Source organism: Pseudomonas sp. S4_EA_1b, from assembly GCF_016307435.1.
Taxonomy (GTDB): domain Bacteria; phylum Pseudomonadota; class Gammaproteobacteria; order Pseudomonadales; family Pseudomonadaceae; genus Aquipseudomonas; species Aquipseudomonas rhodesiae.
Genome location: NZ_JAEILC010000052.1, coordinates 23,663 through 48,262 on the forward strand (window position 1 = coordinate 23,663; position 24,600 = coordinate 48,262).

General features: G+C 62.7%; 22 protein-coding genes and 2 riboswitches. Of the genes, 8 read left to right on the forward strand and 14 right to left on the reverse strand.

Annotation, left to right across the window (positions count from 1 at the left end; all coding sequences use genetic code 11):
- Positions 1-23: 23 nt before the first annotated feature.
- The 3 genes from YA0848_RS18300 (at position 24) to YA0848_RS18310 (ending at position 4,492) form a co-directional block, all read left to right on the forward strand.
- The gene (locus YA0848_RS18300) at positions 24-1,781 is read left to right on the forward strand and encodes a phosphoethanolamine transferase CptA (RefSeq protein ID WP_169903206.1); all 1,758 of its coding nucleotides are present in this window, start codon (positions 24-26) and stop codon (positions 1,779-1,781) included.
- A 114-nt stretch (positions 1,782-1,895) separates the two neighbouring features.
- Entirely contained in the window at positions 1,896-4,124 is a 2,229-nt protein-coding gene (locus tag YA0848_RS18305; protein WP_198712483.1) for a TonB-dependent siderophore receptor, read from the forward strand.
- A gap of 143 nt (positions 4,125-4,267) precedes the next feature.
- Positions 4,268-4,492, forward strand: a complete 225-nt coding sequence (locus YA0848_RS18310) for a hypothetical protein (protein ID WP_034137928.1) — start codon at positions 4,268-4,270, stop codon at positions 4,490-4,492.
- Between the two features lie 88 nt (positions 4,493-4,580).
- On the opposite strand, the gene YA0848_RS18315 is transcribed toward YA0848_RS18310, so the two are convergent.
- The 10 genes from YA0848_RS18315 to YA0848_RS18360 form a co-directional block, all read right to left on the reverse strand.
- A complete protein-coding gene (locus YA0848_RS18315) occupies positions 4,581-5,072 on the reverse strand; it encodes a GNAT family N-acetyltransferase (protein ID WP_034097063.1) in 492 nt (163 codons plus the stop codon).
- Positions 5,073-5,236: 164 nt separating this feature from the next.
- Positions 5,237-6,349 (reverse strand): cell division protein ZapE, encoded by a 1,113-nt coding sequence (zapE, locus tag YA0848_RS18320; protein ID WP_169903204.1) that lies wholly within the window; start codon positions 6,347-6,349, stop codon positions 5,237-5,239.
- Positions 6,350-6,364: 15 nt separating this feature from the next.
- Positions 6,365-6,700, reverse strand: a complete 336-nt coding sequence (locus YA0848_RS18325) for a nuclear transport factor 2 family protein (protein ID WP_034097061.1) — start codon at positions 6,698-6,700, stop codon at positions 6,365-6,367.
- Between the two features lie 52 nt (positions 6,701-6,752).
- The gene (locus tag YA0848_RS18330; RefSeq protein WP_034097060.1) at positions 6,753-7,469 is read right to left on the reverse strand and encodes a helix-turn-helix transcriptional regulator; all 717 of its coding nucleotides are present in this window, start codon (positions 7,467-7,469) and stop codon (positions 6,753-6,755) included.
- Between the two features lie 209 nt (positions 7,470-7,678).
- Positions 7,679-10,336, reverse strand: coding sequence for an aminopeptidase N (gene pepN, locus YA0848_RS18335; protein WP_047881921.1), 2,658 nt, complete (start codon positions 10,334-10,336; stop codon positions 7,679-7,681).
- 13 nt (positions 10,337-10,349) lie between these two features.
- Positions 10,350-11,180 (reverse strand): DUF2797 domain-containing protein, encoded by an 831-nt coding sequence (locus YA0848_RS18340; RefSeq protein WP_034113190.1) that lies wholly within the window; start codon positions 11,178-11,180, stop codon positions 10,350-10,352.
- Positions 11,177-11,437 (reverse strand): YeaC family protein, encoded by a 261-nt coding sequence (locus YA0848_RS18345; RefSeq protein ID WP_034097057.1) that lies wholly within the window; start codon positions 11,435-11,437, stop codon positions 11,177-11,179. Before YA0848_RS18345 ends, YA0848_RS18340 begins: the two co-directional genes overlap by 4 nt.
- Before the next feature lie 13 nt (positions 11,438-11,450).
- Positions 11,451-12,323 (reverse strand): rhomboid family intramembrane serine protease, encoded by an 873-nt coding sequence (locus YA0848_RS18350; RefSeq protein ID WP_034097056.1) that lies wholly within the window; start codon positions 12,321-12,323, stop codon positions 11,451-11,453.
- A complete protein-coding gene (locus YA0848_RS18355) occupies positions 12,320-13,294 on the reverse strand; it encodes a metallophosphoesterase (protein ID WP_162276718.1) in 975 nt (324 codons plus the stop codon). Before YA0848_RS18355 ends, YA0848_RS18350 begins: the two co-directional genes overlap by 4 nt.
- Positions 13,291-14,181, reverse strand: a complete 891-nt coding sequence (locus YA0848_RS18360; protein WP_034097054.1) for an NAD(+) kinase — start codon at positions 14,179-14,181, stop codon at positions 13,291-13,293. Before YA0848_RS18360 ends, YA0848_RS18355 begins: the two co-directional genes overlap by 4 nt.
- A gap of 144 nt (positions 14,182-14,325) precedes the next feature.
- On the opposite strand from YA0848_RS18360, the gene YA0848_RS18365 reads away from it, so the two are divergent.
- The gene (locus YA0848_RS18365) at positions 14,326-15,273 is read left to right on the forward strand and encodes a DUF1853 family protein (RefSeq protein WP_047881920.1); all 948 of its coding nucleotides are present in this window, start codon (positions 14,326-14,328) and stop codon (positions 15,271-15,273) included.
- Between the two features lie 125 nt (positions 15,274-15,398).
- On the opposite strand, the gene YA0848_RS18370 is transcribed toward YA0848_RS18365, so the two are convergent.
- From YA0848_RS18370 to cobW, 4 genes are read right to left on the reverse strand one after another with little or no spacing between them, the layout of a single operon-like run.
- A complete protein-coding gene (locus YA0848_RS18370; RefSeq protein ID WP_034097363.1) occupies positions 15,399-16,001 on the reverse strand; it encodes a vWA domain-containing protein in 603 nt (200 codons plus the stop codon).
- Positions 16,002-16,054: 53 nt separating this feature from the next.
- Entirely contained in the window at positions 16,055-17,053 is a 999-nt protein-coding gene (locus YA0848_RS18375) for an ATP-binding protein (protein ID WP_169903202.1), read from the reverse strand.
- Positions 17,050-20,814: a cobaltochelatase subunit CobN gene (gene cobN, locus YA0848_RS18380; RefSeq protein WP_198712484.1), complete on the reverse strand. Its 3,765-nt coding sequence runs from the start codon at positions 20,812-20,814 to the stop codon at positions 17,050-17,052. The genes YA0848_RS18375 and cobN overlap by 4 nt, the downstream gene beginning before the upstream one ends.
- 3 nt (positions 20,815-20,817) lie before the next feature.
- Positions 20,818-21,879 carry a cobalamin biosynthesis protein CobW gene (gene cobW / locus YA0848_RS18385; protein ID WP_034097050.1) on the reverse strand — a complete coding sequence of 354 codons (1,062 nt, stop codon included), beginning with the start codon at positions 21,877-21,879 and terminating at the stop codon, positions 20,818-20,820.
- Between the two features lie 93 nt (positions 21,880-21,972).
- Positions 21,973-22,171: riboswitch (cobalamin riboswitch) on the reverse strand.
- Between the two features lie 41 nt (positions 22,172-22,212).
- Positions 22,213-22,420: riboswitch (cobalamin riboswitch) on the forward strand.
- A gap of 98 nt (positions 22,421-22,518) precedes the next feature.
- Here cobW and YA0848_RS18390 point away from each other — a divergent pair.
- From YA0848_RS18390 to cobM, 4 genes are all read left to right on the forward strand, one after another.
- A complete protein-coding gene (locus tag YA0848_RS18390) occupies positions 22,519-22,707 on the forward strand; it encodes a CbtB domain-containing protein (protein ID WP_034097049.1) in 189 nt (62 codons plus the stop codon).
- A gap of 11 nt (positions 22,708-22,718) precedes the next feature.
- Positions 22,719-23,411, forward strand: a complete 693-nt coding sequence (locus YA0848_RS18395) for a CbtA family protein (RefSeq protein WP_034097048.1) — start codon at positions 22,719-22,721, stop codon at positions 23,409-23,411.
- Positions 23,408-23,800, forward strand: a complete 393-nt coding sequence (locus tag YA0848_RS18400) for a cobalamin biosynthesis protein (RefSeq protein ID WP_034097047.1) — start codon at positions 23,408-23,410, stop codon at positions 23,798-23,800. Before YA0848_RS18395 ends, YA0848_RS18400 begins: the two co-directional genes overlap by 4 nt.
- 70 nt (positions 23,801-23,870) lie before the next feature.
- Positions 23,871-24,600 (forward strand): precorrin-4 C(11)-methyltransferase (cobM, locus tag YA0848_RS18405; protein ID WP_198731381.1); only part of this gene is annotated, 730 nt, incomplete at its 3' end.

Here is a 24,600-nt window from a genome sequence, read left to right on the forward strand (position 1 = left end):
AAACTCTTGGGTTGGAGCGCCGGATGGCAATGTTCAAACGCAGCACTAAGTCTGCGAAAGGCTTTGATTGGGCTGGCCTTGGCTGGCTGTTCCTGTTTTTCTGGTACTTCTCGGGTATTACCCAACTGCTGATCCAACTCAGCGGCACCTCGGGTTTCAGCGGGTTTCGCCAAGCCTTTTTCATGAGCGCCCTGTGGCTCGCGCCGATGCTGGTCTTTCCCCGCCAGACCCGTGTACTCGCCGCTGTGATTGGCGTGGTGCTGTGGGCCTGTTCCATGGCCAGTCTGGGATATTTCTTCGTTTATCAGCAGGAATTTTCCCAGAGCGTCATCTTTATCATGTTCGAGTCGAACATCTCCGAAGCCGGTGAATACCTCACCCAGTACTTCGCCTGGTGGATCGTACTGGCGTTCATTGCCCACACTGCCTTAGCCATCTTCCTATGGACCCGCGTGCGCCCGGTCTACCTGCCGCGCGGCCAGGCGTTACTGGCGGCAACCGCGATCCTGGTGGCCATTGTCGGCTACCCGCTGGTCAAGCAGATTGCCCGTAGCGAGACCCTGGCCGACGGCATCGACCGCTTCGAAACCCGCATCGAGCCGGCCGTACCTTGGCAGATGATCGTGGCCTACCGCCGTTACACCGAACAACTGGACAACATGCAGGGCATGCTGCACAGCGCCAGCCAGATCCCGCCGCTGACCAACCTCAAGGACGCCGCCGCCGGCCAGCCGTCGACACTGGTGCTCGTCATCGGCGAATCGACCAACCGCCAGCGCATGAGCCTGTACGGCTATCCACGCACAACCACACCAGAGCTGGACAAGCTGCGCGACCAATTGGCCGTGTTCGACAATGTCATCACCCCACGCCCCTACACCATCGAGGCGTTGCAGCAGGTCCTGACCTTCGCCGACGAAGAAAACCCCGACCTGTACCTCAAGACGCCATCCATCGTCAGCATGATGAAACAGGCCGGCTACAAGACTTACTGGATCACCAACCAGCAGACCATGACCAAGCGCAACACCATGCTCACGACCTTTTCCGAACAGGCCGACGAGCAGGTGTACCTGAACAACAACCGCAACCAGAACGCCCGTCAGTACGACGGCGATGTATTGGCACCGTTTTCCAAGGCCCTGGCCGATCCGGCCGAGCGCAAGTTCATCGTGGTGCACCTGCTGGGCACGCACATGAGCTACCAGTACCGTTACCCGCCGAACTTCGACAAGTTCACCGACCGTGAAGGTGTGCCTGCGAGCATCAGCGACGATCAATTGCCGACCTACAACAGCTACGACAATGCGGTGCTGTACAACGACTTCGTGGTGTCGAGCCTGATCAAGGACTACGCCAAGACCGATCCCAACGGCTTCCTGCTGTACCTGTCGGACCATGGCGAAGACGTATTCGACTCCGCCGGCCACAGCACTTTGGGCCGGAATGAAGGCAAGCCGACGGCGCCGATGTACACCATTCCGTTCATGGCCTACGCCTCGCCGAAATGGCGCGAAAGCCACAGCTGGAATTTTGCCGGCGACCTGCAGCGGCCCTACAGCAGCTCACAGTTGATTCACACCTGGGCCGACCTGGCCGGTTTGAGTTCCGAGGAGTTGGATCGTAGCAAAAGCCTGGTGAGTGACAGCTTCAAACCGCGCCCGCTGCTGATCGGCGACCCCTATCAGCGCCAGCAAAAGCCGCTGATCGACTTCAGCCTGATCAAGCCGAAGAAAGCCGCCACCACCGAAGTGGTGCTACAGGAAACACCGGCCTTGTAACAGAAAGATAACAATCATTCTCGTTTAAGCCTAAAGTTGCCCTGCTCCTTTCGTCTTTGAGCCATGGCCTTTTCATACCGAAAAGGCCGCAAAGACGACAAGGAGTCTTCCGCGATGATCGCGCCCTTCACCCGTTCCATGTCCTTTTCGCTCAGCGTGTTTGGCCTGTTGCTGAGTCCTGACTTGCTGGCTGAAACCGATAGCGACCCAACACCGCTGGAGTTGCAAGCCACCAGCATCACCGCGGATGGCCTCGGCGCCACCACCGAGCACACCGGGTCCTACACAACCGGTTCGATGAACACCGCCACGCGCCTGAACCTGTCCGTCAAGGACACTCCGCAGTCGATCTCGGTAATCACCCGCCAGCAGATGGACGACTTCAACCTCAATACCTTGACCGACGTGCTGCGCCAGACCACCGGCATCAACGTGCAGCACAACGACTCCGACCGCGTGGCCTATTCTTCCCGTGGCTATGGCATCAGCAATTTCCAGATCGACGGGATGCTCAATACGTTCGGCTATATGAAGTCCGACGCCGACACCATCATCCACGACCGTATCGAAGTGGTGCGCGGTGCGACGGGCTTGACCACCGGTGCGGGCGATCCTTCGGCCACCGTGAACATGGTGCGCAAGCGCCCTACCGCCCAATGGCAGGCAAAAACCGGCGTCAGCGGTGCCAGCCATGACAATTACTACAGCTACCTGGACGTCGGCGGTCCGCTGGCGTTCGACGGTCGGCTACGCGGGCGCACGGTGCTGGCTTACCGCGACAGCCAGTCGTTCCGAGATAACTATGCGCTGCAGCGCTCGGTCGGCTACGGCATTCTTGAAGGTGACCTGTCAGACGATACCGTGCTGGCCGTGGGGTTCGATTACCAGGACAAGCAGGTTCAAGGCACCTCCTGGGGCACCGTACCCTACTGGAACAGCCGGGGCGAAAAGGCCAGGCTGCCGCGCTCGACCAATATGGCGGCGCACTGGAGCTCCTGGCCGCTGACCGACAAAACCACTTTCGCGACCCTGGATCATCGCCTGGCAGGCGACTGGCACCTGAAAGCCGCCTATACCCATCGGCAAAGCGACACGGACGGCAAGGTGTACTACGGCGGCGCGGGCTTCCCCAACGACGACCGCAGCGGCATGAGCGCCTGGGCCAGCCATATGCGCGGCACTTCGAGAATGGAAGCCGTTGACCTGAATCTGGCCGGCAGTTATGCGCTGCTGGGGCGCGAACATGCACTGATGATGGGCTACGGCGAAGCGGCCCAACGCGACGTGTCGCCGTTTATGCGCAGCCGCCTGGATGACAGCTACTACACCATTGAAGACTGGAAATACATGGGCGGCATCCCCAAGTTCACCGACACGGTCACCGACCTCAAGGGCGAACACAGCAGCAAACAGCAAAAGGCCGGTTACCTGGCCACCCGCCTGAGCCTGACCGAGCGCCTGCACGCCGTACTGGGCAGTCGCTACGGCAGTTGGGAGTTGGAAAGCGCGGCCCCGAGCTACGATGCCAACAACCAACTGACCGCCAACGACAAGACCCGCCAGACCCACAACGATATGTGGACGCCCTACGCCGGGCTGCTCTATGACTTGACGCCGGAGTACACCGTCTACGCGAGCTACACCGATATCTTCAAACCGCAAAGCCTGCGGGATGCCAACAAGAAATACCTGGAGCCGGTGGTGGGCAGCAACTATGAAGTCGGCCTCAAGGGCAGCGTGCTCAATGAGCGCGTGAACCTGGCCGCCGCGTACTTCTGGAGTACCCAGAATAACGTCGCGGAACGCGACTACTCGGTGGCGCCGAACCCGGCCACCGGCGAGGAGTACTATAAGTCCGGCGGCAAAGGCAACAAGGTCAACGGCTTCGAGCTGGAGGTTGCCGGCGAGATCATGCCGGACTGGAACCTTACGGCGGGTTACACCTACACCCACTCGGTGAATGGCGCGGGCACACGCAACAACACCGGCCAGCCCCTGAACCTGCTGAAGGTGTCCAGCGCTTATCGCCTGCCAGGCGCATGGCGCAAGCTTACCGTGGGCGGCGCGGTGAATTGGCAGAGCGAGATTTACGATTTCGGTAATCGGCCCACGGGGGAACGGAATGCCGACGGCGAGCTGATCACTACCCGCGACAAGATCACGCAGCAGGCTTACACCGTAGTCAACCTGATGTCGCGCTACCAAGTCGACGAGCATCTATCGGCATCGTTGAACATCAACAATCTATTCGATCAGAAGTACTACGAACGCGTCGGTTTCTATAACGGCGTGTACTGGGGCGACCCCCGCGCGGTTACCTTGGCCCTAGACTGGAAGCTTTAATCTCGACACCCGAAGTTAATAAAAAAAGTTAACTTCGGGTGTGCCTCAGGTTAATTCCCACTTAATGACACACCCCCATAGTTGCCCCATCCATTCGATCAGGGAGCGAGCGAATACCGATCACACTTAATGGGAACACCACCATGAAACTTTCCACCCTGATGCTCGCCAGCCTGATGACGTTGACCTCCGCCGCAGCCTTTGCCGAGGGCGGTTCAGAGCGCTCGAAGGAGTTCTACAACAACTTCGCCTTTATTCAGGAGCAGACTCACGGCCCTCTGCAACAGCAAACCGCAGCTGCTGACGGTAGAGACTTGAAGAACACGCCTGTCGAACAATCTGGCATTGAACAGCAACCCAAGGGTTAATTTAATCGGGTGTTAATCCGCAGCTCCCTTTGTCATTTCGCTCCTTTGGCAATGGTTAACTTGGCGCCATTCAATGGCGCCTTTTTTATTACAGCGGTTTATTCCAAAAAAGCATGCGGCCATGGGCCGGATCAAACACCGCATCATCAAAGCCGAACTTGCGATAAGCCGCCTGCGCCACGGCATTGCCTTCAAGTACTTCCAGGGTGATCTTGCAGCAGCCACGCTGGCGGGCGATTTCCTCGACCTTCTGCAGCATTTTCTGACTCAACCCCAACCCGCGAAAACGCTCCATCACCGCCACATCATGCACATTGACCAACGGTCGGCAGGCAAACGTGGAGAACCCTTCAAAACAGTTGATCAACCCTGCGGGCTCGCCGCCGACAAATGCAAGCACGCTGAATGCATGGGGCCGCTTGGCCAGTTCCGCCGGCAGTTGCTCCAGCAAGTCAGCGGGCAGGCCATGGCCGCCACCCATGGGGTCTTCAGCGTAATGGTTGAGTAACGTGGCGATCGCCTCGGCATGCACGGGATTGGTGTAGCTGGCTTGTAGCACCAGGATGTCAGGGGTGTCCATTTCCGTCCTCGATAGCAACAACAAGGGAATCAGCTCCCTTTGAGAGGCACGATTGTACGCACGGCGTCAGCCGCAGATGAAGGAGATTAACTACAAATCCGCGCATGAAAGCGCGAAGGTTTTACCCATCAAAAGCGTCTGCCGGACGGTTTCGGTGGCTTTTCCTACGGGGTCGCGCCGAAACGCTGTAGCTGCATTTCCCGTAAGCGGCTCAAGGTTCGACGGAACGGAAATTCCAGGTAGCCCTCGGTGTAAAGGCGCTCCAACGGGACGCGGGCTTCGATGAACAGCGGCACCTTGCGGTCGTAGCATTCATCCACCAGGGCGATAAAACGCCGCACGCTGTCATCGTGCACCGACAACGCCGGCAGTTCGCGATCACCGGCCAGCACGCGCTGGGCACCGTCTTCGGTGCCACGGGCAATCCGGCCAGGCCGCTTGCGGGCGCTCAACTCAGGGACTTCGCCGAGCAGGATCGCGCGGTAGCGATCGCACAGCAGCATAAAGTCCATCGCCGCCAAGGGTTGTTCACACAGATCGGCGTAACGGCACCACAGCACAAGGTCGCTGGCGCGCACCGCGAGGATGCGGCGATGCCCGACGTCAATCGGCCCACTGACCACCGGCTGCCCTTCGGCCAGACGCCCAAATACCTCGGCCAACGCCTCCGGCTGGTTGACCCAGTAACGCTGCAGGCCGATTCCGGGGTGCAGACGGTGATCCTCGTCACCGTCCACCGCCACCACCTGCATATGCCGCTTGAGTGCGGCGATGCCCGGCAGGAAGCGCTCGCGGTTGAAACCCTCGGCATACAACTGATCGGGCGGCTGGTTGGAGGTGCAGACCATCACCACACCCGCCTCGAACATGACCTGGAACAAGCGGCCCAGGATGATCGCATCGCCGATATCGTTGACGAACAATTCATCGAAGCACAGCACTCGCACCTCACGACTCAGCTCATGCGCCAGAGCCTGCAATGGGTCGGGTGTGCCACTCAATTGGAACAGACGCTGATGCACCCAGCCCATAAAGTGATGAAAATGCTGGCGCCGCGCGGGGACACGCAGGCTTTGATAGAACTGGTCCATCAGCCAGGTTTTACCGCGCCCCACCGGGCCCCATAAGTAAACCCCGTTGATCGGCGCGCAGCCCTGATGCAGGGCCTGATGGCAGGCTTGCAGGGCCTCGACCGCGCGGCGCTGGGCGGCGTCGGTCACAAAGCCCTGCTGGGTGATGGCGTGTTGGTAGGCCGCTAGAGGCGAGTCGAAAGTCATGCCCGCCAGTATGACCTACACGGAAATATCCAGGCGTGAAATCTTTCCCTGCTCATTCAAGCGAAAGGTGTAGCGCAACTCCAGCGGGCTGCCCGGAAAATTACCGGTTACCACGTTGCTGACCAGCACCTTACCCGTGCGATGCTGCACCTTAAGCACTTCGACCCGCGGCTGGTAGCGCTGGGCCGTGTCCTCCATCCAGCGCGCAATGGCGGCGGTGCCGACCTGATGCTGGCCTTCATCGAACACGTTGGCGTCTTCGGCAAAACATTGGGCCACCACCGAGATGTCGCGGCTATTGGTCGCTTCGATATAGGTGGCGATGGCCGGGGCCAGTTCGTTAAGGGGCATGGCACAACTCCTGTCGGTTGATTTTGTAAGGCCATGCTAAGCCAGCGTTGTGTCAGTTTTTGTCAGGAGTGAAACGGCCGCTGTCATCCTGTTCCATCAGCTTGCGCCAGGCCCGCAACCAGTCACTGCGGCGGCCCGGATAGCGTTCTCCACGGGCCTCGGCGCTGGCCACGCGGTCGGTGCGAAAAGTGCGATAGGCGCCGCGTAACTCGCACCAGGCGACGACCACCCGCACCTCATTCAGAAAGCCCAGGGCCAGCGGCCAGATCAGGCGCTGGCTTTGGGTTTGACTGGCGTCCGCGTAATCGATGTGCAGCTTGCTCTGCTGGCTGATCGCCTCGCGAAACACATTGAGCGGCACGCGGTTTTCCGGATAGCCGAACCCCGGCGGACCCGGCAACAGGGTCGGGTTGCGCAAGGCTTCTTGAGCGGCAGGGTCCAGCACATCGGCGATTTTCGCCAAGGCGTTGGCGGCGGCACGACTGAGCACGTCATCGCCACGCTGATCCACATAGCGCAAACCCAGCACGATCGCCTCGGTTTCCTCGGCGTTGAGCATCAAGGGCGGCAAGAACAGGCCGCTGCGCAACACGTACCCTACCCCGGCCTCGCCGAAAATCGGCGCGCCCAGCGCGGTCAACTCAGCGATGTCGCGGTACAGCGTGCGCTCGGACACCTCCAGCTGCGCCGCCAGCGCGGCCGCCGTGACCGGGCGCTTGCGCCCACGCAGGGCCTGCAGCAAGGTCAGTAAACGAGTGGTGCGGGACACGTTGATGGCTCAGGGGGAAAAGATGCCGCAGTTTAGCACCTGCTACTGACAGAACTTGTCAGTAGCAAATGCCTGCGGTTTGCTGAGGTGTTGCGGTGTTTTGATAGGGCTGCTTCGCAGCCCGGCGCGGGGCAAGCCCGCTCACCACAAAAAAAGCCCGCTCATCTCAGTAAGGGGTGAGCGAACGGGGATGACAACGCACCGGTCCCTTACGCCAGGCTCTTGCTGACCACTTCGTACACATCGCTGGACAACTCGCCGGACGCGAGGATGCGCTCCAGCTCGGCCTTCATCAGCGCCTGGCGCGCGCTGTCGTACTTGCGCCAGCGGGTCAGCGGTGCCAATTGGCGCGACGCGATTTGAGGGTTGAGGACGTTCAACTGGATCACCAGGTCCGCCAGGAAGCGGTAACCGGAACCGTCCGCGGCGTGGAAGTTGATCAGGTTCTGCCCGGCAAAGGCGCCGATCAGCGCACGCACCTTGTTCGGGTTCTTGATCGTGAACGCCGGGTGCTCCATCAACGCCTTGACCCGCGCCAGCCCGCCCGGCAGTGTGCTGCCCGCCTGCACGCTGAACCACTGGTCCATGACCAGCGGGTTGTCCTTGAAGTTCTCGGCGAACACCGCCAGCGCCTGGGCTTTTTCCGCCTCGAACGGCGAGTTGACCAGCACCGCCAACGCCGTCAGCCGCTCAGTCATGTTGTCGCAGGCGTCGAACTGTTCCAGGGTCGCCGCCAGCACTTCGGACTTGGCGCTGAGCATCAGGTAGGACAGCGCAATGTTCTGCAAGGCACGTCGCGCAAAGTGTTCGGCCGAGGCCACATAAGGGGTCTGGCGCGACAATTCGCGGTTGGCCTGATAACGCAGCCACAGGGTGTCGAACAAGTGGTCGGCCAGCTGCTTGCGCGCAAATTCGCGGGCGGCATGGATGGCGTCCACGTCCGCCACGTCGCTGATCTCGGTGAGATAGGCTTCGCTCGGCAACGAGAGCATTTCCGCGACCATGGCCTGGTCGAGGGTTTCGTCCGTCAGCACCGTGCGCAGCGCGTCAATCAGACGCTGATCCAACTGCAGCGGCTGACCTGCCTGATGCTGGCCGATCAGCTCCTGCAACACCTGCACCGACAGTTGCTGTCCGGCATCCCAACGGTTGAAGCCGTCGCTGTCGTGCTGCATCAGGAACATCAGCTGATCACGGCTGTAGGGGAAGCTCAGCTTCACCGGCGCCGAGAAGCCGCGCAGCAGCGACGGCAATGGCTGCTCTGGGATATCGACGAAGGTGAAGGTCTGCTCGGCTTGCGTCACCGACAGCACGCGGGAGGTGCCAGCGGCTGCGGCCTCGCCTGCCAGGCGCAGCGGCAGGTCGGCGCCCTCGCCGTCCAGCAAGCCCAGTGCCACCGGGATCACGAAGGGAAGTTTTTCCATCTTGTCCGGAGTCGGCGGGCAGCTCTGGCGGAACGTCAGGCTGTAGGTGTGGGCGGCAGCATCGTAGGACTCGCTCACCGCCAGGCGCGGCGTGCCGGCCTGGCTGTACCAGCGTTTGAACTGGCTGAGATCCACGTTGTTGGCGTCTTCCATGGCCTTGATGAAGTCATCGCAGGTCACGGCCTGGCCGTCGTGGCGTTCGAAGTACAGGTCACTGCCTTTGCGGAAGCCTTCGGCCCCGAGCAAGGTGTGGATCATGCCGACTACTTCCGAACCCTTTTCATACACGGTCAGGGTGTAGAAGTTGGAAATCTCGATAAAGCTGTCCGGGCGCACAGCGTGGGCCATGGGGCCGGCGTCTTCGGCGAACTGATGAGTGCGCAGGTAGGCCACATCCTGGATGCGCTTGACCGTGGCCGAGTTCATATCGGCGGAGAAGCCCGAGTCACGGAACACCGTGAAACCTTCCTTGAGCGACAGCTGGAACCAGTCGCGGCAGGTCACGCGGTTGCCCGACCAGTTGTGGAAATACTCGTGGGCGACAATCGCTTCGACCCGCTGGTGCGCGGCGTCGGTGGCGGTCTCGGCTCGGGCCAGCACGGCGCTGGAGTTGAAGATATTGAGGCCCTTGTTCTCCATGGCGCCCATGTTGAAGTCATTGACCGCCACGATCATAAAGATGTCGAGGTCGTACTCGCGGCCGTAGGTTTCTTCGTCCCAGCGCATGGATTTTTTCAGGCTGGTCATGGCGTGCTGGCACTTGTCGATGTTTTCCGGCTCGACGTAGATGCGCAGCGCCACTTCACGCTGGGTCATGGTGGTGAAGCTGTCTTCGACGCACCACAGGTCGCCGGCCACCAGGGCGAACAGGTACGCAGGTTTCTTGAATGGGTCTTCCCAGGTCGCCCAGTGACGGCCGTCTTCACCGGGGCCGCTGGCGATCGGGTTGCCGTTGGAGAGCAGCACCGGGTAGCTGTGCTGTTCGGCGATCACCGTGGTGGTGAACCGGCTCATCACGTCCGGGCGGTCGAGGTAATAGGTGATCTTACGAAAGCCCTCGGCTTCGCATTGGGTGCAGAACATGCCGCCGGATTTGTACAGGCCTTCCAACGCGGTATTGGTTTCCGGGTGGATGCGCACGCTGGTGTCGAGCGTGAAGCTGTCGTGGGTCGGGTGCAGGGTCAGGTGGCTGTCGGTCAACTGGTAGTCAGCCTCGGTCAGTTCCTTGTCGCCCAGGTTGACGCTCAGCAGCTCCAGTTGCTGCCCATCCAACACCAGCGGCGGCAGGCCGGCGCCGCGCTCGGGATTGCGGCGCATCACCAACTGCGCGTGGACCAGGCTGTGGTCCTCGAACAACTCGAAGGTCAGGTGCGTCTCGTCGATCAGGTAGTCCGGCGCCTGATAGTCCTTGAGGTAGATCATCTTGGGTTGTTCGGTGCGCATGGTGGGCATCCTTCTACTGATGCACGGCGAGCTGGTAGGCCGTGTACTTGCGAATATTGATAACGCCTGTGTCGAAGATCAGGTATTGGCCTTTGATCCCCAGCAGCGTGCCTTCGGCAATTGGGTTCTTGTCCAGGTTGAAGCTGACAATCTTGGCCGGATACTGCTCGACCGGGTAGCGGATTTCAATCGGTTCGATGTCGGCAATGGTTTGGATGGCCTGTAGGCCAAAGCGTTCCTGCAACCCCTGCAAGCCCTCGGCACAGGCGGCGAATAGCTCGTCGCGCACCTGCTTGAGGTTCACGCTGACGGCGTCGCCCTTGAGCAATGCCCGCCAATTGGTCTTATCGGCCACCTGGCTGCGAAACAAGTCTTCGACAAAACCGGACTGCTGGCGCGTGGCTACGCGCATGATCGGTAACGCTTGGCTGGCGCCCTGATCGAGCCAACGCGTCGGCAGCTGGGTGGCGCGGGTGATGCCGACCTTGATCCCGGAGGAATTGGCCAGGTACACCACGTGGTCGGTCATGCAGAACTGCTCGCCCCAGCTCGGATCACGGCAAGTGCCAGCGTCGTAATGGCAGCGCTCGGGGCTCATGATGCACAGGTCGCACTGGGCCAGTTTGGTCATGCACGGGTAGCAATAACCTTGGCTGAAACTGGTCTTGGTCTTGCGCCCGCAATGGCTGCAATGAATGGCACCGAGGTATTCCAGGCGCACGTGGGTGCCAATCAACGGGTTGACCGGCACTTCGGTATCGCCCAGACGAAACGCATATTGAACGGTCGGCTCACCGAGTTTCGCCGACATTTTGCTGACTGCACCGCGACCGATTTCAATCAATGGATCGCGTCCGACTTGAACAGGATATTCGGCACGGTGGTCGACTTCGACTGGCATTCCTGCGGGCCCATGTAGCCGGTGCGCTGGTCTTCCGGCAGGTTCTGGATTTCCCAGGCGATCATCGCCTGCAACGACAACTCGCGCTGCTCGGCGGTGAGTTTGCGGCCGTCGGACCATTTACCGATTTCCACGGCGAGCTTGAGGCTCTGGTAGATGTCCGGGGTGATGTTTTCGATCATTTCAGCAAAAGAGGACATGGAGGCTCTTCCTTTAATTAATTGGCGTTTTACGACGGCTATAGAGCCCGCCCAGCAGGCCGGTGAAGCAACCGATCACGAGCCCACCCACATGGGCCGCATTGGCGATTTCGCCGAAGCCGATCATCGAGACCAACCCCGACATGCACAGCACCAGCCACACCAGCATCATCGCCAGCACCCCACGGGGCAGGCGATAGGCCGGGTTGGGCGACAACAGTTGATAGATCCAGCAATGCCCGAGCAGGCCATACAACACACCGGACAAGCCGCCGAACAGGCCCGGGCCGCCGTAGGCGTATTGCGCGTAGTTGGAAACCAGGCTGAACAGCAGGGTCAGGCCAAGCAGGTTGATACTGCCCTGGCGCGCTTCGATGCGCCGGCCCAGTTCCCAGTACCACATGCCATTCATGGCCAGGTGCAGAATGCCGAAGTGCAACAGCATCGGCGTGACCAACCGCCACCACTGCCCCGACGCCAGGCTGTCGGCCAAAGGGGTGAACTGAATGTAGTCGCCCAGTACTCGGAACGGCAGAAAGCTCAGCCAGCTCATGGCCTGCAGGTTGTCGCCCAGCAGGGTCAACGCGCCCACCACCAAGCTCGCCAGCAGCACCAACGCGGTCACTGGGCTATGCCGCACTTGCTGGAGGAAACCGGGACGGGTCACGGGAGCCTGTTCGGGAATGTCCAACTGCTGGTCTGGATCGCCGGCCGGGAAGCGTTGATACAACACGCGCACATCATCGCTGATGCTTTCCGGCACCCACAACACTTGCTCACCGGCCTCTTCGCTGACGCGATGGGGCACTTGCATGCGTTGCAGCAATTTGACGAAACCACCCAGGTCGACGCTCAGGGGCAAGCGTAATACGGCCACGGTACTCATAGGATCACCTCCGGCCGCTCGACATCGACCCACACGAACTTATGCGGGTCCAAGCGAGTTTCCTGGTCCAATCGATAGGCCACCAACTTGCCATACAGCACCGCGCTGTAATCCAGACAGGCCAAGTTGGGGCGAATCGGCGCAGGTTTGCCACTGCGCCAGTAGTGGCCGACGAACAGCAACGGCTCGTCGGCGCCATAGCGCAGCAGGGAGTTCTTTTCATGGGGCGATAACGGCGTGCGCGCCACCGGCTCGGGCAGTGCATCGGGTTGGAACACGATGTCGCCGTAGGTCTTGGGGTCGTCTTCCCAGAACTTGGTGCGGAAGAACGAGCGCGTCAGGCCGTCGCCGCCGGTCAGCGTCAGGCCGTCGGGCAGGCGCATATCGGTGCCGCGCAACAGGCGGTCAAAGGCATTGCAGGCAAAACTGCCAGGCACGGCGGCGGCCTGCAGGAAGTGCGGGTCGATGCAACCATCCGGGAATGTGGCGCGCAGCGGCTGGATAAAGCTGTCGTCCCAGCACGCATGCACCACGCGGAAACGCCCGGCATCGACAAACAGCGGCATGTCGTAGAACCAGCCGAGGAAGTCGTGCCAGTCGGCCGGATGCTGCTCGAACTGGGTCAGGGTTTCGTGGATTAAGCGCTCATGCCGTGGGGTGTGCTCGCGCACGTACTGCTTGCCACTGCCCGGCGGCGCCGGCGTGGCCCAGCCCAGGGCATTGAACTCGTGATTGCCCATGATGCACAGCGCCTGGCCGGCTTCGGCCATGTCGTGGACGATATGCAGCGCTTCGCGGATGCGTGGGCCACGGTCGATGATATCGCCGAGGAACACCGCCATGCGCGACGGATGGCGCCAGGTGCCGGCCTGTTTGTGATAACCCATCTGGTCGAGCAAGTGCTCAAGGGTATGTGCGCATCCGTGCACGTCTCCAATCAGGTCGTAGCTACGCGCGGGATCGAGCATCAGTCGCCTCCACCCCCCAAGCGGCTGCCCCAGCCCAACTTGGTGCGGCACACTTCGTAGTAGTTGTGATCCAGCGGGTGGATCAAGCGCAACTTCTGTGCCTTTTTGCTCACGGTGATGGTGTCACCGGGGGCGCAGGTGAAATGGTTCTGCCCGTCGCAGGAGACTTGCGGGTAGATCTGCATGTCTTTGGACACCACGATTTTCAGCTCACTGTTGCCATCGACCACAATCGGTCGGCTGGACAACATATGGGGATACATCGGCACGATCACAATGGCATCGAGCTTGGGGTGCATGATCGGGCCGCCGGCGGACAGCGCATACGCGGTGGAGCCGGTGGGCGTGGCGACGATCAGGCCGTCGGCTTTCTGGCTGCACACGAACTGGCCGTCGATATACAACTCGAATTCGATCATGCGGGTGGACTTGCCAGGGTGCAGCACCACATCGTTGAGCGCATCACCCTGACCGATGGCTTCGCCATGGCGACGCACTTCGGCTTGCAGCAGGAAACGGTTTTCCACCAGGTATTGGCCGTCGAGCACCTTGGCCACTTCGACTTCCAGCTCATCGGGGCGGATATCGGTGAGAAACCCCAGACTGCCCCGGTTGATCCCCAGCACCGGCACGTTATGCCGCGCCAGCGCCCGGGCTGCGCCCAGCAGGCTACCGTCGCCGCCGACCACAATCACCATGTCACATACTTCGCCGAGCATCTTGCGCGATGAGGTCTGTAGGCCGTGGCCCGGCAGGATTTCGGCGATGGTGTCTTCGAGGATCACATGCAGGTGGCGCTCGAGCAGAAACTTCTTAAGCCGGCGGACGGTGTCCAGCACCTGGGTACTGCCCAGGCGACCGATAATGCCGATATTGCGAAATTGCTCCATGGGGCTCCTGCGGGATTGGGGTGTGGCGAAAAACCCCGATTATGGGCGAAAGGCCGCGCCAGGCAAAATCCTTTGTCGCCGCGAAGCCTTGATGACAACGGTTCTCAGCCCCCTTCTGCGCGGTTAAACGGCTATGCTCGGACCATGACTGTGTTCCCCGATCTACTCAACCTGCCCCGCCAACTGCGCCACCCGGAGGTGCGCGACTTGGCGTGGGTGATCCTCGCCCCGCCGATGCTAGCCCGCGCGCCCTGGCCGCAGCGTCACCCGCTGGCCGGCAGTGACTGGGTGCAAGCACCGGATCGGCTCGCCCACTGGCTGCGCAGCCTCGACCAAGACAGCCGGACCTTGCAGCACTGGTTGAGCCTGTCGCGCACGCGGCGCTTGGGGCTGTACTACGAACGCTTGTGGCAATTTGCCGTGCAGCATGCGCCGGGCGTGGAACTGCTGGCCGCCAACCTGCCGATCCGCCGCGCCGGGCATACCCTCGGTGAACTGGACATGCTGCTGCGCGACCGCGACGGCGTGCATCACCTGGAATTGGCGATCAAGCTCTATCTCGGCCCGCAGCACGGCAACGGCCAGGACACCGCGCAATGGCTGGGCCCCGGCTGTCACGACCGCCTCGACCGCAAACTGGCGCACCTGGCCCAGCATCAACTGCCGATTTCAGCACGGGCCGAGAGCCGCGAAGCTTTGGCGGCGCTGGATATTCAGCAGTTCGACGCGCACTTGTGGCTGGGCGGGTATTTGCTCTACCCCTGGCCCGGCCTGGCCGAACCACCGACGGGCGCGCACCCTCAGCACCTGCGCGGGCGTTGGTTGCATCAGCGCGACTGGCGGGATTTTGTCGCGGTCAGCGCGCCCGGACGCTGGCAACCCCTGCCCCGCCATGCCTGGCTGGCGCCGGCGCATTACCCGGCGGATGAAGTGTGGAGTGAGGAACAGCTGCGGGCGTGGCTGGCCGACCTTGATCCGCTGGCGCCTGCGCAGTTGCTCGTGCGCATGGTGCAGAACGGCGGGGATTGGGAGGAAGCCGAGCGCTTGTTTCTGGTGGCCGATCTTTGGCCGAATGTGCCGGGGGCTGGTTGATGGCGGGTGTGGTGTATGTGAGTGCGTCATCGGGGGCAAGCCCCCTCCCACACTGACCGCATTCCAAAGGGTGTACTCGATCAAATGTGGGAGGGGGCTCGCCCCCGATGGCGGTGGTACCGCCACTACACCTCATCGATATGCCGGTAATCCAACTGCAACCCAGCCGCCAACTCCTGGGCCCGCCCCAGCCTGATCGGCCCGCGCTCGATATCCACCAGCAACCCCGCACACGCCAATAACGGCAACCCGCCGATGTCCTTGAGCCGCCCATCCGTAATCACCAACACACGCTGCTGCTCAGCCGGATACCGCTTGCGTCGCGCCACCATCCAATGCTGCGCCTCGGTCAGTGCCGCCAGCAACGGCGTGCCACCGCCCGCACCCAGCTGATCCAGCCAGCCGGTCAGGCTTCTGGCAGCTTTCAACCCTTGAACCTGCCACTTCGGCGCCTGGCCGCTGGCGGTCAACAAGGCCATGCGTGCGCGTTGCCGGTAGGCGTCGTCAAACAGCTGGGCGAGCAACCCCTTTGCGTCGGTTAATGCACGATGCCGCCGGGTGGACGCCGACGCATCGACGATCACCAGCCACAACTCGTGGGCCGCGCGGCTGCGCAGGTGGTAGCACAGGTCTTCACGGGAATGCGGCCGGCCGCCGAGCAAAGTACCGGGCCAGTTGATCGAACCCTGCCGGGCACTGCGCGCCTTGCCTTGCCTGCCATTGTCCAGTCGCCCGACCTTGGGGCGGGCATCCGTCCCCGCGTCAGGTCGGGGGCGGATGCCTAGGGCTTTTTTGGCCAGGTGGGCACGTCTCGACGAGTGCCGGTAGGCAGGGCCGGCGCGGGCATATCGCCCCATTGGCCTTGAGCGGGCGAGCTGTCCGAAGGTTTCGGCGACTGTGCCTGGCTGGGTGGGCTGGCCGGTGGAGATGGTTCCTGGCGACGATGGCGCAAGGCAAGTTCCGCGACGGCTTCGATGTCCTCTTCGGCAATCTCATCCGCGCCCCGCCACGCCGCATGGGCCCGAGCGCCGCGCAGCCAGACCAGGTCAGCACGCAAACCATCGACACCGGCGGCAAAGCAGCGCTCGGTAATCTGCGCCAGGGCCTGATCATCCAGCTCGATACTGTCCAGCCGCGCCCGCGCCTGAGTGCAGCGCTCGCGCAACGCTGCCTGCTGTTCGGCCCACTCGGTGCAAAAGGCGGCGGGATCGCTGTCGAAATCCAGGCGGCGCCGGAGGATCTGCCCGCGCTCGGCCGGCAAGGTCTGCCCGCTTAACGCCACATTGAAGCCGAAGCGGTCCAGCAGTTGAGGGCGCAACTCGCCCTCCTCCGGGTTCATGGTGCCAACCAGTACAAAGCGCGCCGAATGGCGGTGGGAAATGCCGTCGCGCTCGATCAGGTTGGTGCCACTGGCGGCCACGTCCAGCAGCAGATCCACCAAATGATCGGGCAGCAAATTCACTTCATCCACATACAGCACACCGCCATCGGCCTTGGCCAGCACGCCCGGGGAAAACTGCGCACGCCCCTCGCCCAGCGCGGCGTCCAGATCCAGAGTGCCCACCAAGCGTTCTTCGGTGGCCCCCAGCGGCAACGTCACGAATTGACCGCTGGCCAACAGATCGGCCAGGCCACGGGCCAGGGTGGACTTGGCCATGCCGCGCGGACCTTCGATCAGCACGCCGCCGATCTTGGGATCGATAGCCGCCAGACACAGCGCCAGTTTCAGGTCATCGGCGCCGACCACGGCGGACAGCGGGAAATGGGGAATATCGGTCATTGACTGTCTTCTTCTATATCCAGCAACAGGTTTTCCAAGGCGTCACGGTAAGCACCTGGCGCCTGCCAGAGGCCGCGCTGCTGGGCTTCGAGCATGCGCTCGGTCATGTCGCGCAATGCGTCGGGGTTGTGTTGCTGCACGAACGCCCGGGTGTCGGGGTCGAGCAGGTAGGCATCGGCGAGCAAGGCATATTGATGATCGTCAATCAGCGCCGTGGTGGCGTCGAAGGCGAACAGATTGTCCACGGTGGCCGCCATCTCGAACGCGCCTTTATAGCCATGACGCTTCACCCCTTCGATCCACTTGGGGTTGGCGGCGCGGGCGCGGATCACCCGGTTCAGCTCTTCCTTCAAGGTGCGAATCTTCGGCAGGTCCGGCTGGCTGTGGTCACCGTGGTAGCTGGCGGCTTTGTCGCCGCTCAGGGTTTCCACGGCGGCGAGCATGCCGCCCTGGAACTGGTAATAGTCGTTGGAATCAAGCAGGTCGTGTTCGCGATTGTCCTGATTCTGCACCACCGCCTGCACCTGGCTCAGGCGCTGGGCAAACTGCTCACGGGCGGCGGTGCCCTCGTCGGACCCGCCATAGGCGTAGCCACCCCAGTTCAGGTAGACCTCGGCGAGGTCCGCACGGCTTTGCCACAAACGCCCATCAATCGCGCCCTGCACCCCAGCGCCATAGGCCCCCGGCTTGGCACCGAAGATGCGCCAACCGGCCTGTTTCGCTGCCGCGTCGTCGTCCAGCCCGGATTGACGCAATGCCTCGCGCTCGCTGCGCACCTTGGCGGCAAGCGGGTTCATATCGTCCGGTTCGTCCAGCGCTGCCACCGCCTGCACCGCCGCGTCGAACAGGCGGATCAGGTTGGCGAAGGCATCACGGAAGAATCCCGACACGCGCAAGGTCACATCGACGCGCGGGCGATCCAGCAGGCTGATCGGCAGGATCTCGAAGTCGTCCACCCGCTGGCTGCCGGTGGCCCAGACCGGGCGCACGCCCATGAGCGCCATGGCCTGCGCGATATCGTCGCCGCCGGTACGCATCGTGGCGGTGCCCCATACCGACAGGCCGAGCTGACGCAGGTGATCGCCATGATCCTGCAAGTGCCGCTCCAGAATCAGATTGGCCGACTGGAAGCCGATACGCCAGGCCGTGGTGGTGGGCAGGTTGCGCACATCCACGCTGAAGAAATTGCGCCCGGTGGGCAGCACATCCAGGCGCCCGCGACTCGGCGCACCGCTGGGCCCCGCCGGCACGAAGCGACCGCTCAGCGCATCCAGCAAGCCGCGCATTTCCGCCGGGCCGCAGGCGTCCAGGCGCGGCGCGACGACACTGCGCAGGTTGTCGATCACTGCACTCACCTCTTCCCAGCCCGGTGCCTGCAATACCGCCAGCGGACCGTTCAAGGCTTGCTCAATCAACTGCGCCGCATACAGCTCCAGGCGCTCGCGGGTATCGCCAGCGGTGCGCCAAGGCTGACTATCAATGCCTTGCAACACCTCGGGGCGCCGGCCGGTCCAGGGTTCGGCCAGGGCGCAGTCCAGCGGGTCGAAGCCCAGCGCGAAGGCCTTGGCCAACACGCGCAGCAGGCTCGATTGCGCGCCACGCCCGTCGCCGCGCGGAATGCGCAGCAAGGCCAGCAATGTGTCGATGCGCAAACGGCCCTGGGGCGATTCGCCAAAGATGTGCAAGCCGTCGCGAATCTGAGATTCCTTGAGGTCGCACAAGTAGGTGTCCAGGCGCGGTAGCCAAATCGCGGCATCGGCATCGCCGTCCAGCTGCAGTTCCTGGTCGATGCGGGTTTCGCGCACCAGTTTGAGAATGTCTTTCTGCAACTCGCGGGCGCGGCGTGGGTCGAGCAATTGCGCTTCGTAATACTCGTCCGCCAGCAGCTCCAGGTCGCGCAGCGGACCGTAGGTTTCGGCGCGGGTCAGCGGTGGCATCAGGTGATCGATGATCACCGCCTGGGTACGACGTTTGGCCTGGGCGCCCTCGCCCGGGTCGTTGACGATAAACGGATAGATGTTCGGCAGCGGCCCCAGCAATGCATCCGGCCAGCAGTGCTCCGAGAGGCCCACGCCCTTGCCCGGCAGCCATTCCAGGTTGCCGTGCTTGCCGACGTGGATCACGCCATGGGCGCCATAGGTATGGCGCAACCAGAAGTAGAACGCCAGGTAGCCATGGGGCGGCACCAGGTCCGGGTCGTGGTACACCGCGCTGGCGTCCACCTGATAGCCGCGCGCCGGCTGGATACCGACAAAGGTCAGGCCCAGGCGCAAGCCGGCAATCATCAGGCGGCCATCGCGGCACATCGGGTCTTGCTGCGGCGCGCCCCAACGCTGCAACACGGCCTGACGGTTGGCTTCGGGCAAGCGCAAGAACAACGCCTCGTACTCGTCCAGGCCCAGGCTCTGGTGGCAAGGGCGCAGGTCCAGGCTGTCGAGGTCGTTGGTCACGCCACCGAGCAGTTCATGGATCAACGCCGGGCCGCTGTCGGGCAGTCGATCCGGCAGCGGATAGCCCTCGGTTTGCAGCGCGCGCAGGATATTCAGCGCCGCCGCCGGAGTGTCCAGGCCGACGCCGTTGCCGATGCGACCGTCACGGGTCGGGTAGTTGGCCAGCACCAGGGCGATGCGTTTTTCCCCATTCGGCACCCGCGCCAGCTCGACCCAGCGCCGCGCCAGTTCGGCGACGAAATCCATGCGCTCGGGCGCGGCGCGATAGCACACCACGTCGGACTGGCTGCGCTCGCTGCGCCAGGCCAAATCCTTGAAGCTGATCGGCCGGCTGATGATGCGCCCGTCCAGCTCCGGCAAGGCAATGTGCATGGCCAGGTCACGGGGCCCCAGGCCCTGTTCGCTGGCCTCCCAGCCGGGCTGGTTGTCCTGGGCGCAGATCGCCTGGATCACCGGGATATTGCGCCGAAACGGGCGTAAATGCGGCGCCTCCGGACTGGATTGAGCAAAGCCGGTGGTGTTGAGAATGACCGCCGCGCCGACCTCGTCCAGCAGATCCTCGACCACCGTCAGGCAGCCAGGCTCTTTCAAACTCGCCACCGCCATCGGCAACGGGTTAAGCCCCGCCGCCTGCAGACGCTGGCAGAACACATCGATAAAGCAGGTATTGGCCGCCTGCAGATGGGAGCGATAGAACAGCACCGCCGCCACCGGCCACTCGGCGCGCCAATCCGCCTGCCAATCGCTCAAGCGCGGGTTGGCGTGGCGCGGGTGATAAATCGCCGTGCGCGGCAAGGTGTGCGGCTCGGCCCAGACATAGTCACGGCCCAGGTGAGCGCTGGCCAGGCAGCGATAGAAACCCAGCGCATTGCCCAACCCGCCCTGGCGCAGGAACTGCCACAGGCGGTCGCGCTGTTCGGGGTCAACCGTGCTCAGGCCGCTGAGTTCCGGGTCCGGGCGATCATCCCCCGGCACCAGAATCAACGTCACCCCACGCTCGGCCAGCTCCACCAGGCGCTCGACGCCATAGCGCCAGTAACCGATACCGCCGTGCAGCGAAATCAGAATGACTTTCGCGTGGCGCAGCACCTCGTCGACGTACAGGTCCACCGAGGCATGGTTCTGCACCTGCATGGGGTTGGCCAGGCGCAGGCTGGGATAGTCGTCGGGCAGTTGCCGGGCTGCTTCGGCCAGTAGCGCCAAGCTGGAATCGCCGCTGCACAGGACCACCAGTTCGGCGGGCGTCTGGCCAAGGTCGGCGATATTGTCGTCCGCGACAAAACCGCCGGGCTGAGTCCTGAGCAGGTGCATGGGTTAAACGCTGAGCGCGGCGCGCAGTTGCGCTTCGAGGCCGGCGGCGTCCAGGTCCTGACCGATCAGCACCAGGCGCGTGGTGCGCGGCTCGTCGGCCGTCCAGGCGCGGTCGAAGTGTTTGTCGAAACGGGTGCCCACGCCCTGAATCAGCAGGCGCATCGGTTTGTTGGGGATAGCGGCAAAACCTTTGACGCGCAGGATGCCGTGCTGCACCACCAATTGCGTCAGGGCGTCGAGCAGCAGCGCTTCATCGGCCTGTGGCAGATCGATGGAGATGGAGTCGAACGCGTCGTGGTCGTGATCGTCTTCACCTTCATGGTGATGATCGTGATGGCTGTGACGCGCGTCGATGTGTTCCTCGGAGCCTGCGCCCAGGCCGATCAGCACCTCCAGAGGCAAGCGACCGCTGCTGGCTTCGACGATCTTCACCGCCGGCGGCAGTTCTTCGGCGACTTCCAGGCGCACACGGGCCAGGTCATCGGGGCTGATCAGGTCGCACTTGTTGAGGATCACCAGGTCGGCGCTGGCCAGTTGGTCGGCAAATAGTTCGTGCAGCGGCGATTCGTGGTCCAGGTTCGGGTCGAGCTTGCGCTGGGCGTCGACCTGATCCGGGAACGCAGCAAAAGTGCCGGCGGCCACGGCTGGGCTGTCGACCACGGTGATTACCGCGTCAACCGTGCAGGCGCTGCGGATTTCCGGCCATTGGAAGGCTTGGACCAAAGGTTTTGGCAGGGCCAGGCCCGAGGTTTCGATCAGGATATGGTCGAGGTCGCCACGGCGCGCCACCAATTCGCGCATCACCGGAAAGAACTCTTCCTGCACCGTGCAGCACAGGCAGCCGTTGGCCAGCTCATACACGCGGCCGTTGGCTTCTTCCTCGGTGCAGCCGATGGAGCACTGTTTGAGGATCTCGCCGTCGATGCCCAACTCGCCGAACTCGTTGACGATCACCGCAATGCGACGGCCCTGAGCGTTGTCGAGCATATGGCGCAGCAACGTGGTTTTGCCCGAGCCGAGAAAGCCGGTAACGATGGTGACGGGAAGTTTGGCCAGTGTTTTCATCGGATGCCCTTGGGGGCGGGCATACGGGACGATAGGCCCTGCGCAGGCGCGCAGCAGCGGATTTCGTCACCGGATCACCCCGCCCGGTTGAATTAAAAAATCGGTGACGAGGCAGGTCTCCTGGCTTGGGGCGTTCGGGTCGCAAGACCGGCGCTGACTGCGCCTTCCCGCCTGATGGCAGTGGCGTGGCAGTCAACTGAACCCTTCACAGTTGCGGGGGCAGCCGCGGCTTGGACCGCGTTCCCTTCTTAGCTTCGACCTGGGCCGAAGAACCTCGAAGGTGCAAGGCTACAGGGGGATGGTGAATTTGACTACCGCTGCTCTGCATGCTTTCCTACAGGCCTTGTTTCGGGTGCCCTTCACAGGGTGAAACGGGAAACCGGTGCGCCATCTTGCGATGGTCAGTCCGGTGCTGCCCCCGCAACGGTAAGCGAGCGAAGCGTCACGGCCACTGTGCTTGAGCATGGGAAGGCGACGCTTTAAGGGTTCTTGGCAGAGCCCCCTCGCAAGCCCGGAGACCGGCCCGAAAAAATCAGATAACAAACCCGCGGTGGGCGGGCGCTGTTCAAACCCTGCGGGTCCGGCTCGCGGGGTTTTTATGCGCACGTCCCCACCCCAGACACCTGAAAGGGACGCGCCATGTCGATCATCAGCAGCACTTCGCCCGCCACCAGCGGCACCACTACCCTGAGCCAACGCCTGACCGCCGCCATCGGTGCGTCGATCCTCGGCGCGTGCCTGGTGTACTTCGCCGGTTTTTCCCACATCGAGGCGGTGCATAACGCCGCCCACGATACCCGCCACAGCGCCGCGTTCCCGTGCCACTGAGACCTGCCGAGATGATTAAGCGTATTGCGCAAACCGCAGGATTCACCGGCCTGCTGGCCGCCCTGCTGCTGACCCTGCTGCAAAGCTTCTGGGTGGCACCGCTGATTTTGCAGGCCGAGACCTTCGAGCAGGCACCGGCAGCCCATGAACACGCCACCGGCACCGCCGCGCACACCCACGACGCAGAGGCCTGGGAGCCGGAAGATGGCTGGCAGCGCGTGCTGTCGACTACTGCCGGCAACCTGGTGGTGGCCGTCGGTTTTGCCTTGATGCTGGCCGGTCTCTACACCCTGCGCGCCCCGACCCGCACGGCTCAGGGCCTGCTGTGGGGCTTGGCCGGTTATGCGACTTTCGTGCTGGCACCCACCCTGGGCCTGCCGCCGGAACTGCCGGGCACCGCAGCAGCTGACCTGGCGCTGCGTCAGACCTGGTGGATCGGCACTGCCGCGTCCACCGCGGCCGGTATCGCCCTGCTGGTGTTCGGTCGCAATGCGCTGCTCAAAGTCCTGGGCGTGGCCATCCTTGTAGTGCCCCATGTGATTGGTGCGCCACAGCCGGCAGTGCATTCAATGCTGGCGCCGGAGGCGCTGGAAGCGCAGTTCAAAATCGCTTCGCAGCTGACCAACATGGCGTTCTGGCTGGCCCTGGGCCTGATCAGCGCGTGGTTGTTCCGGCGTAACCGCGACAGTCATTACGCGGCATGAGCCTCGTCGCCGGTCTGGGCTGCCAGCGAGGTTGTGAGGTTCACAGCCTGTTGGCGCTGCTGGATGAGGCATTGGCCGAAGCAGGCGTCGAGCGCCGGCAGCTCACTGCACTGGCGAGTATCGATCTGAAACACGCTGAACCAGGGCTGCTGGCATTGGCCACAGCCTTGGACCTGCCCTTGTGCTGCTTTAACGCCCAGCACTTGGCGGCATATGAAGGTCGGCTGAGCCACAAATCTGCCGTGGCTTTTGCCCATACCGGCTGTTACGGCATTGCCGAAAGCGCCGCGCTGGCAGCGGCCGAACAGCTCGACGCAGCCCCTGCCAGACTGCTGATCACCCGCCGCAAAAACGCCCGTGCCACCGTGGCATTGGCCTGCACGGGTTAAAAACCCGATAATCGCCCTCCCCGATCATGAACAATCTTCATGCTCGTCCGTTTTTTCACAGGAACGCTCCATGACCGTCTACTTTATCGGCGCTGGCCCCGGCGACCCGGAATTGATCACTGTCAAAGGCCAGCGGTTGATCCGCAGTTGCCCGGTGATTATCTACGCGGGGTCACTGGTGCCCGCGGCGGTGCTGGAGGGTCATCAGGCCTCACAGGTGGTCAACAGCGCTGAGCTGCACCTGGAGCAGATCATTGAGTTGATCCAGACCGCCCACGCCAATGGCTTCGATGTGGCGCGAGTCCACTCCGGCGACCCGAGCCTGTATGGCGCCATTGGCGAGCAGATTCGCTGCTTGCGTGCGTTGGGCATCCCATTCCAGATCATCCCCGGCGTCACCGCCGTTGCCGCTTGCGCGGCCTTGCTGGAAACCGAACTGACCCTGCCGGACATCGCCCAGAGCGTGATCCTGACGCGCTACGCCGACAAGACCCCCATGCCCGCCGGCGAAGACTTCGCCAGCCTGGCTCGACATGGCACCACCATGGCGATTCACCTGGGGGTCAACCATCTGGAAAAGATCGTCGCCGAACTGCTTCCACACTACGGTGCGGATTGCCCGATCGCCGTGGTGCATCGCGCAACCTGGCCGGATCAGGATTGGGTGACAGGGACGCTGGGGGATATTGCCGAGAAAGTCGTCGCCAAAGGGTTTCGGCGCACGGCGTTGATTTTAGTGGGTCGGGTGTTGGCCAGTGACGGTTTCAGTGAATCCTCGTTGTATCGGGCGGGGCATGCGC

Bases quoted from the DNA above. Each gene is read 5' to 3' on its own strand.
- YA0848_RS18300 (WP_169903206.1), top strand. From the start codon at position 24: ATGGCAATGTTCAAACGCAGCACTAAGTCTGCGAAAGGCTTTGATTGG.
- YA0848_RS18305 (WP_198712483.1), top strand. From the start codon at position 1,896: ATGATCGCGCCCTTCACCCGTTCCATGTCCTTTTCGCTCAGCGTGTTT.
- YA0848_RS18310 (WP_034137928.1), top strand. From the start codon at position 4,268: ATGAAACTTTCCACCCTGATGCTCGCCAGCCTGATGACGTTGACCTCC.
- YA0848_RS18315 (WP_034097063.1), bottom strand. From the start codon at position 5,072: ATGGACACCCCTGACATCCTGGTGCTACAAGCCAGCTACACCAATCCC.
- zapE (WP_169903204.1), bottom strand. From the start codon at position 6,349: ATGACTTTCGACTCGCCTCTAGCGGCCTACCAACACGCCATCACCCAG.
- YA0848_RS18325 (WP_034097061.1), bottom strand. From the start codon at position 6,700: ATGCCCCTTAACGAACTGGCCCCGGCCATCGCCACCTATATCGAAGCG.
- pepN (WP_047881921.1), bottom strand. From the start codon at position 10,336: ATGCGCACCGAACAACCCAAGATGATCTACCTCAAGGACTATCAGGCG.
- YA0848_RS18345 (WP_034097057.1), bottom strand. From the start codon at position 11,437: ATGTCCTCTTTTGCTGAAATGATCGAAAACATCACCCCGGACATCTAC.
- YA0848_RS18350 (WP_034097056.1), bottom strand. From the start codon at position 12,323: ATGAGTACCGTGGCCGTATTACGCTTGCCCCTGAGCGTCGACCTGGGT.
- YA0848_RS18360 (WP_034097054.1), bottom strand. From the start codon at position 14,181: ATGGAGCAATTTCGCAATATCGGCATTATCGGTCGCCTGGGCAGTACC.
- YA0848_RS18365 (WP_047881920.1), top strand. From the start codon at position 14,326: ATGACTGTGTTCCCCGATCTACTCAACCTGCCCCGCCAACTGCGCCAC.
- YA0848_RS18375 (WP_169903202.1), bottom strand. From the start codon at position 17,053: ATGACCGATATTCCCCATTTCCCGCTGTCCGCCGTGGTCGGCGCCGAT.
- cobN (WP_198712484.1), bottom strand. From the start codon at position 20,814: ATGCACCTGCTCAGGACTCAGCCCGGCGGTTTTGTCGCGGACGACAAT.
- cobW (WP_034097050.1), bottom strand. From the start codon at position 21,879: ATGAAAACACTGGCCAAACTTCCCGTCACCATCGTTACCGGCTTTCTC.
- YA0848_RS18390 (WP_034097049.1), top strand. From the start codon at position 22,519: ATGTCGATCATCAGCAGCACTTCGCCCGCCACCAGCGGCACCACTACC.
- YA0848_RS18395 (WP_034097048.1), top strand. From the start codon at position 22,719: ATGATTAAGCGTATTGCGCAAACCGCAGGATTCACCGGCCTGCTGGCC.
- YA0848_RS18400 (WP_034097047.1), top strand. From the start codon at position 23,408: ATGAGCCTCGTCGCCGGTCTGGGCTGCCAGCGAGGTTGTGAGGTTCAC.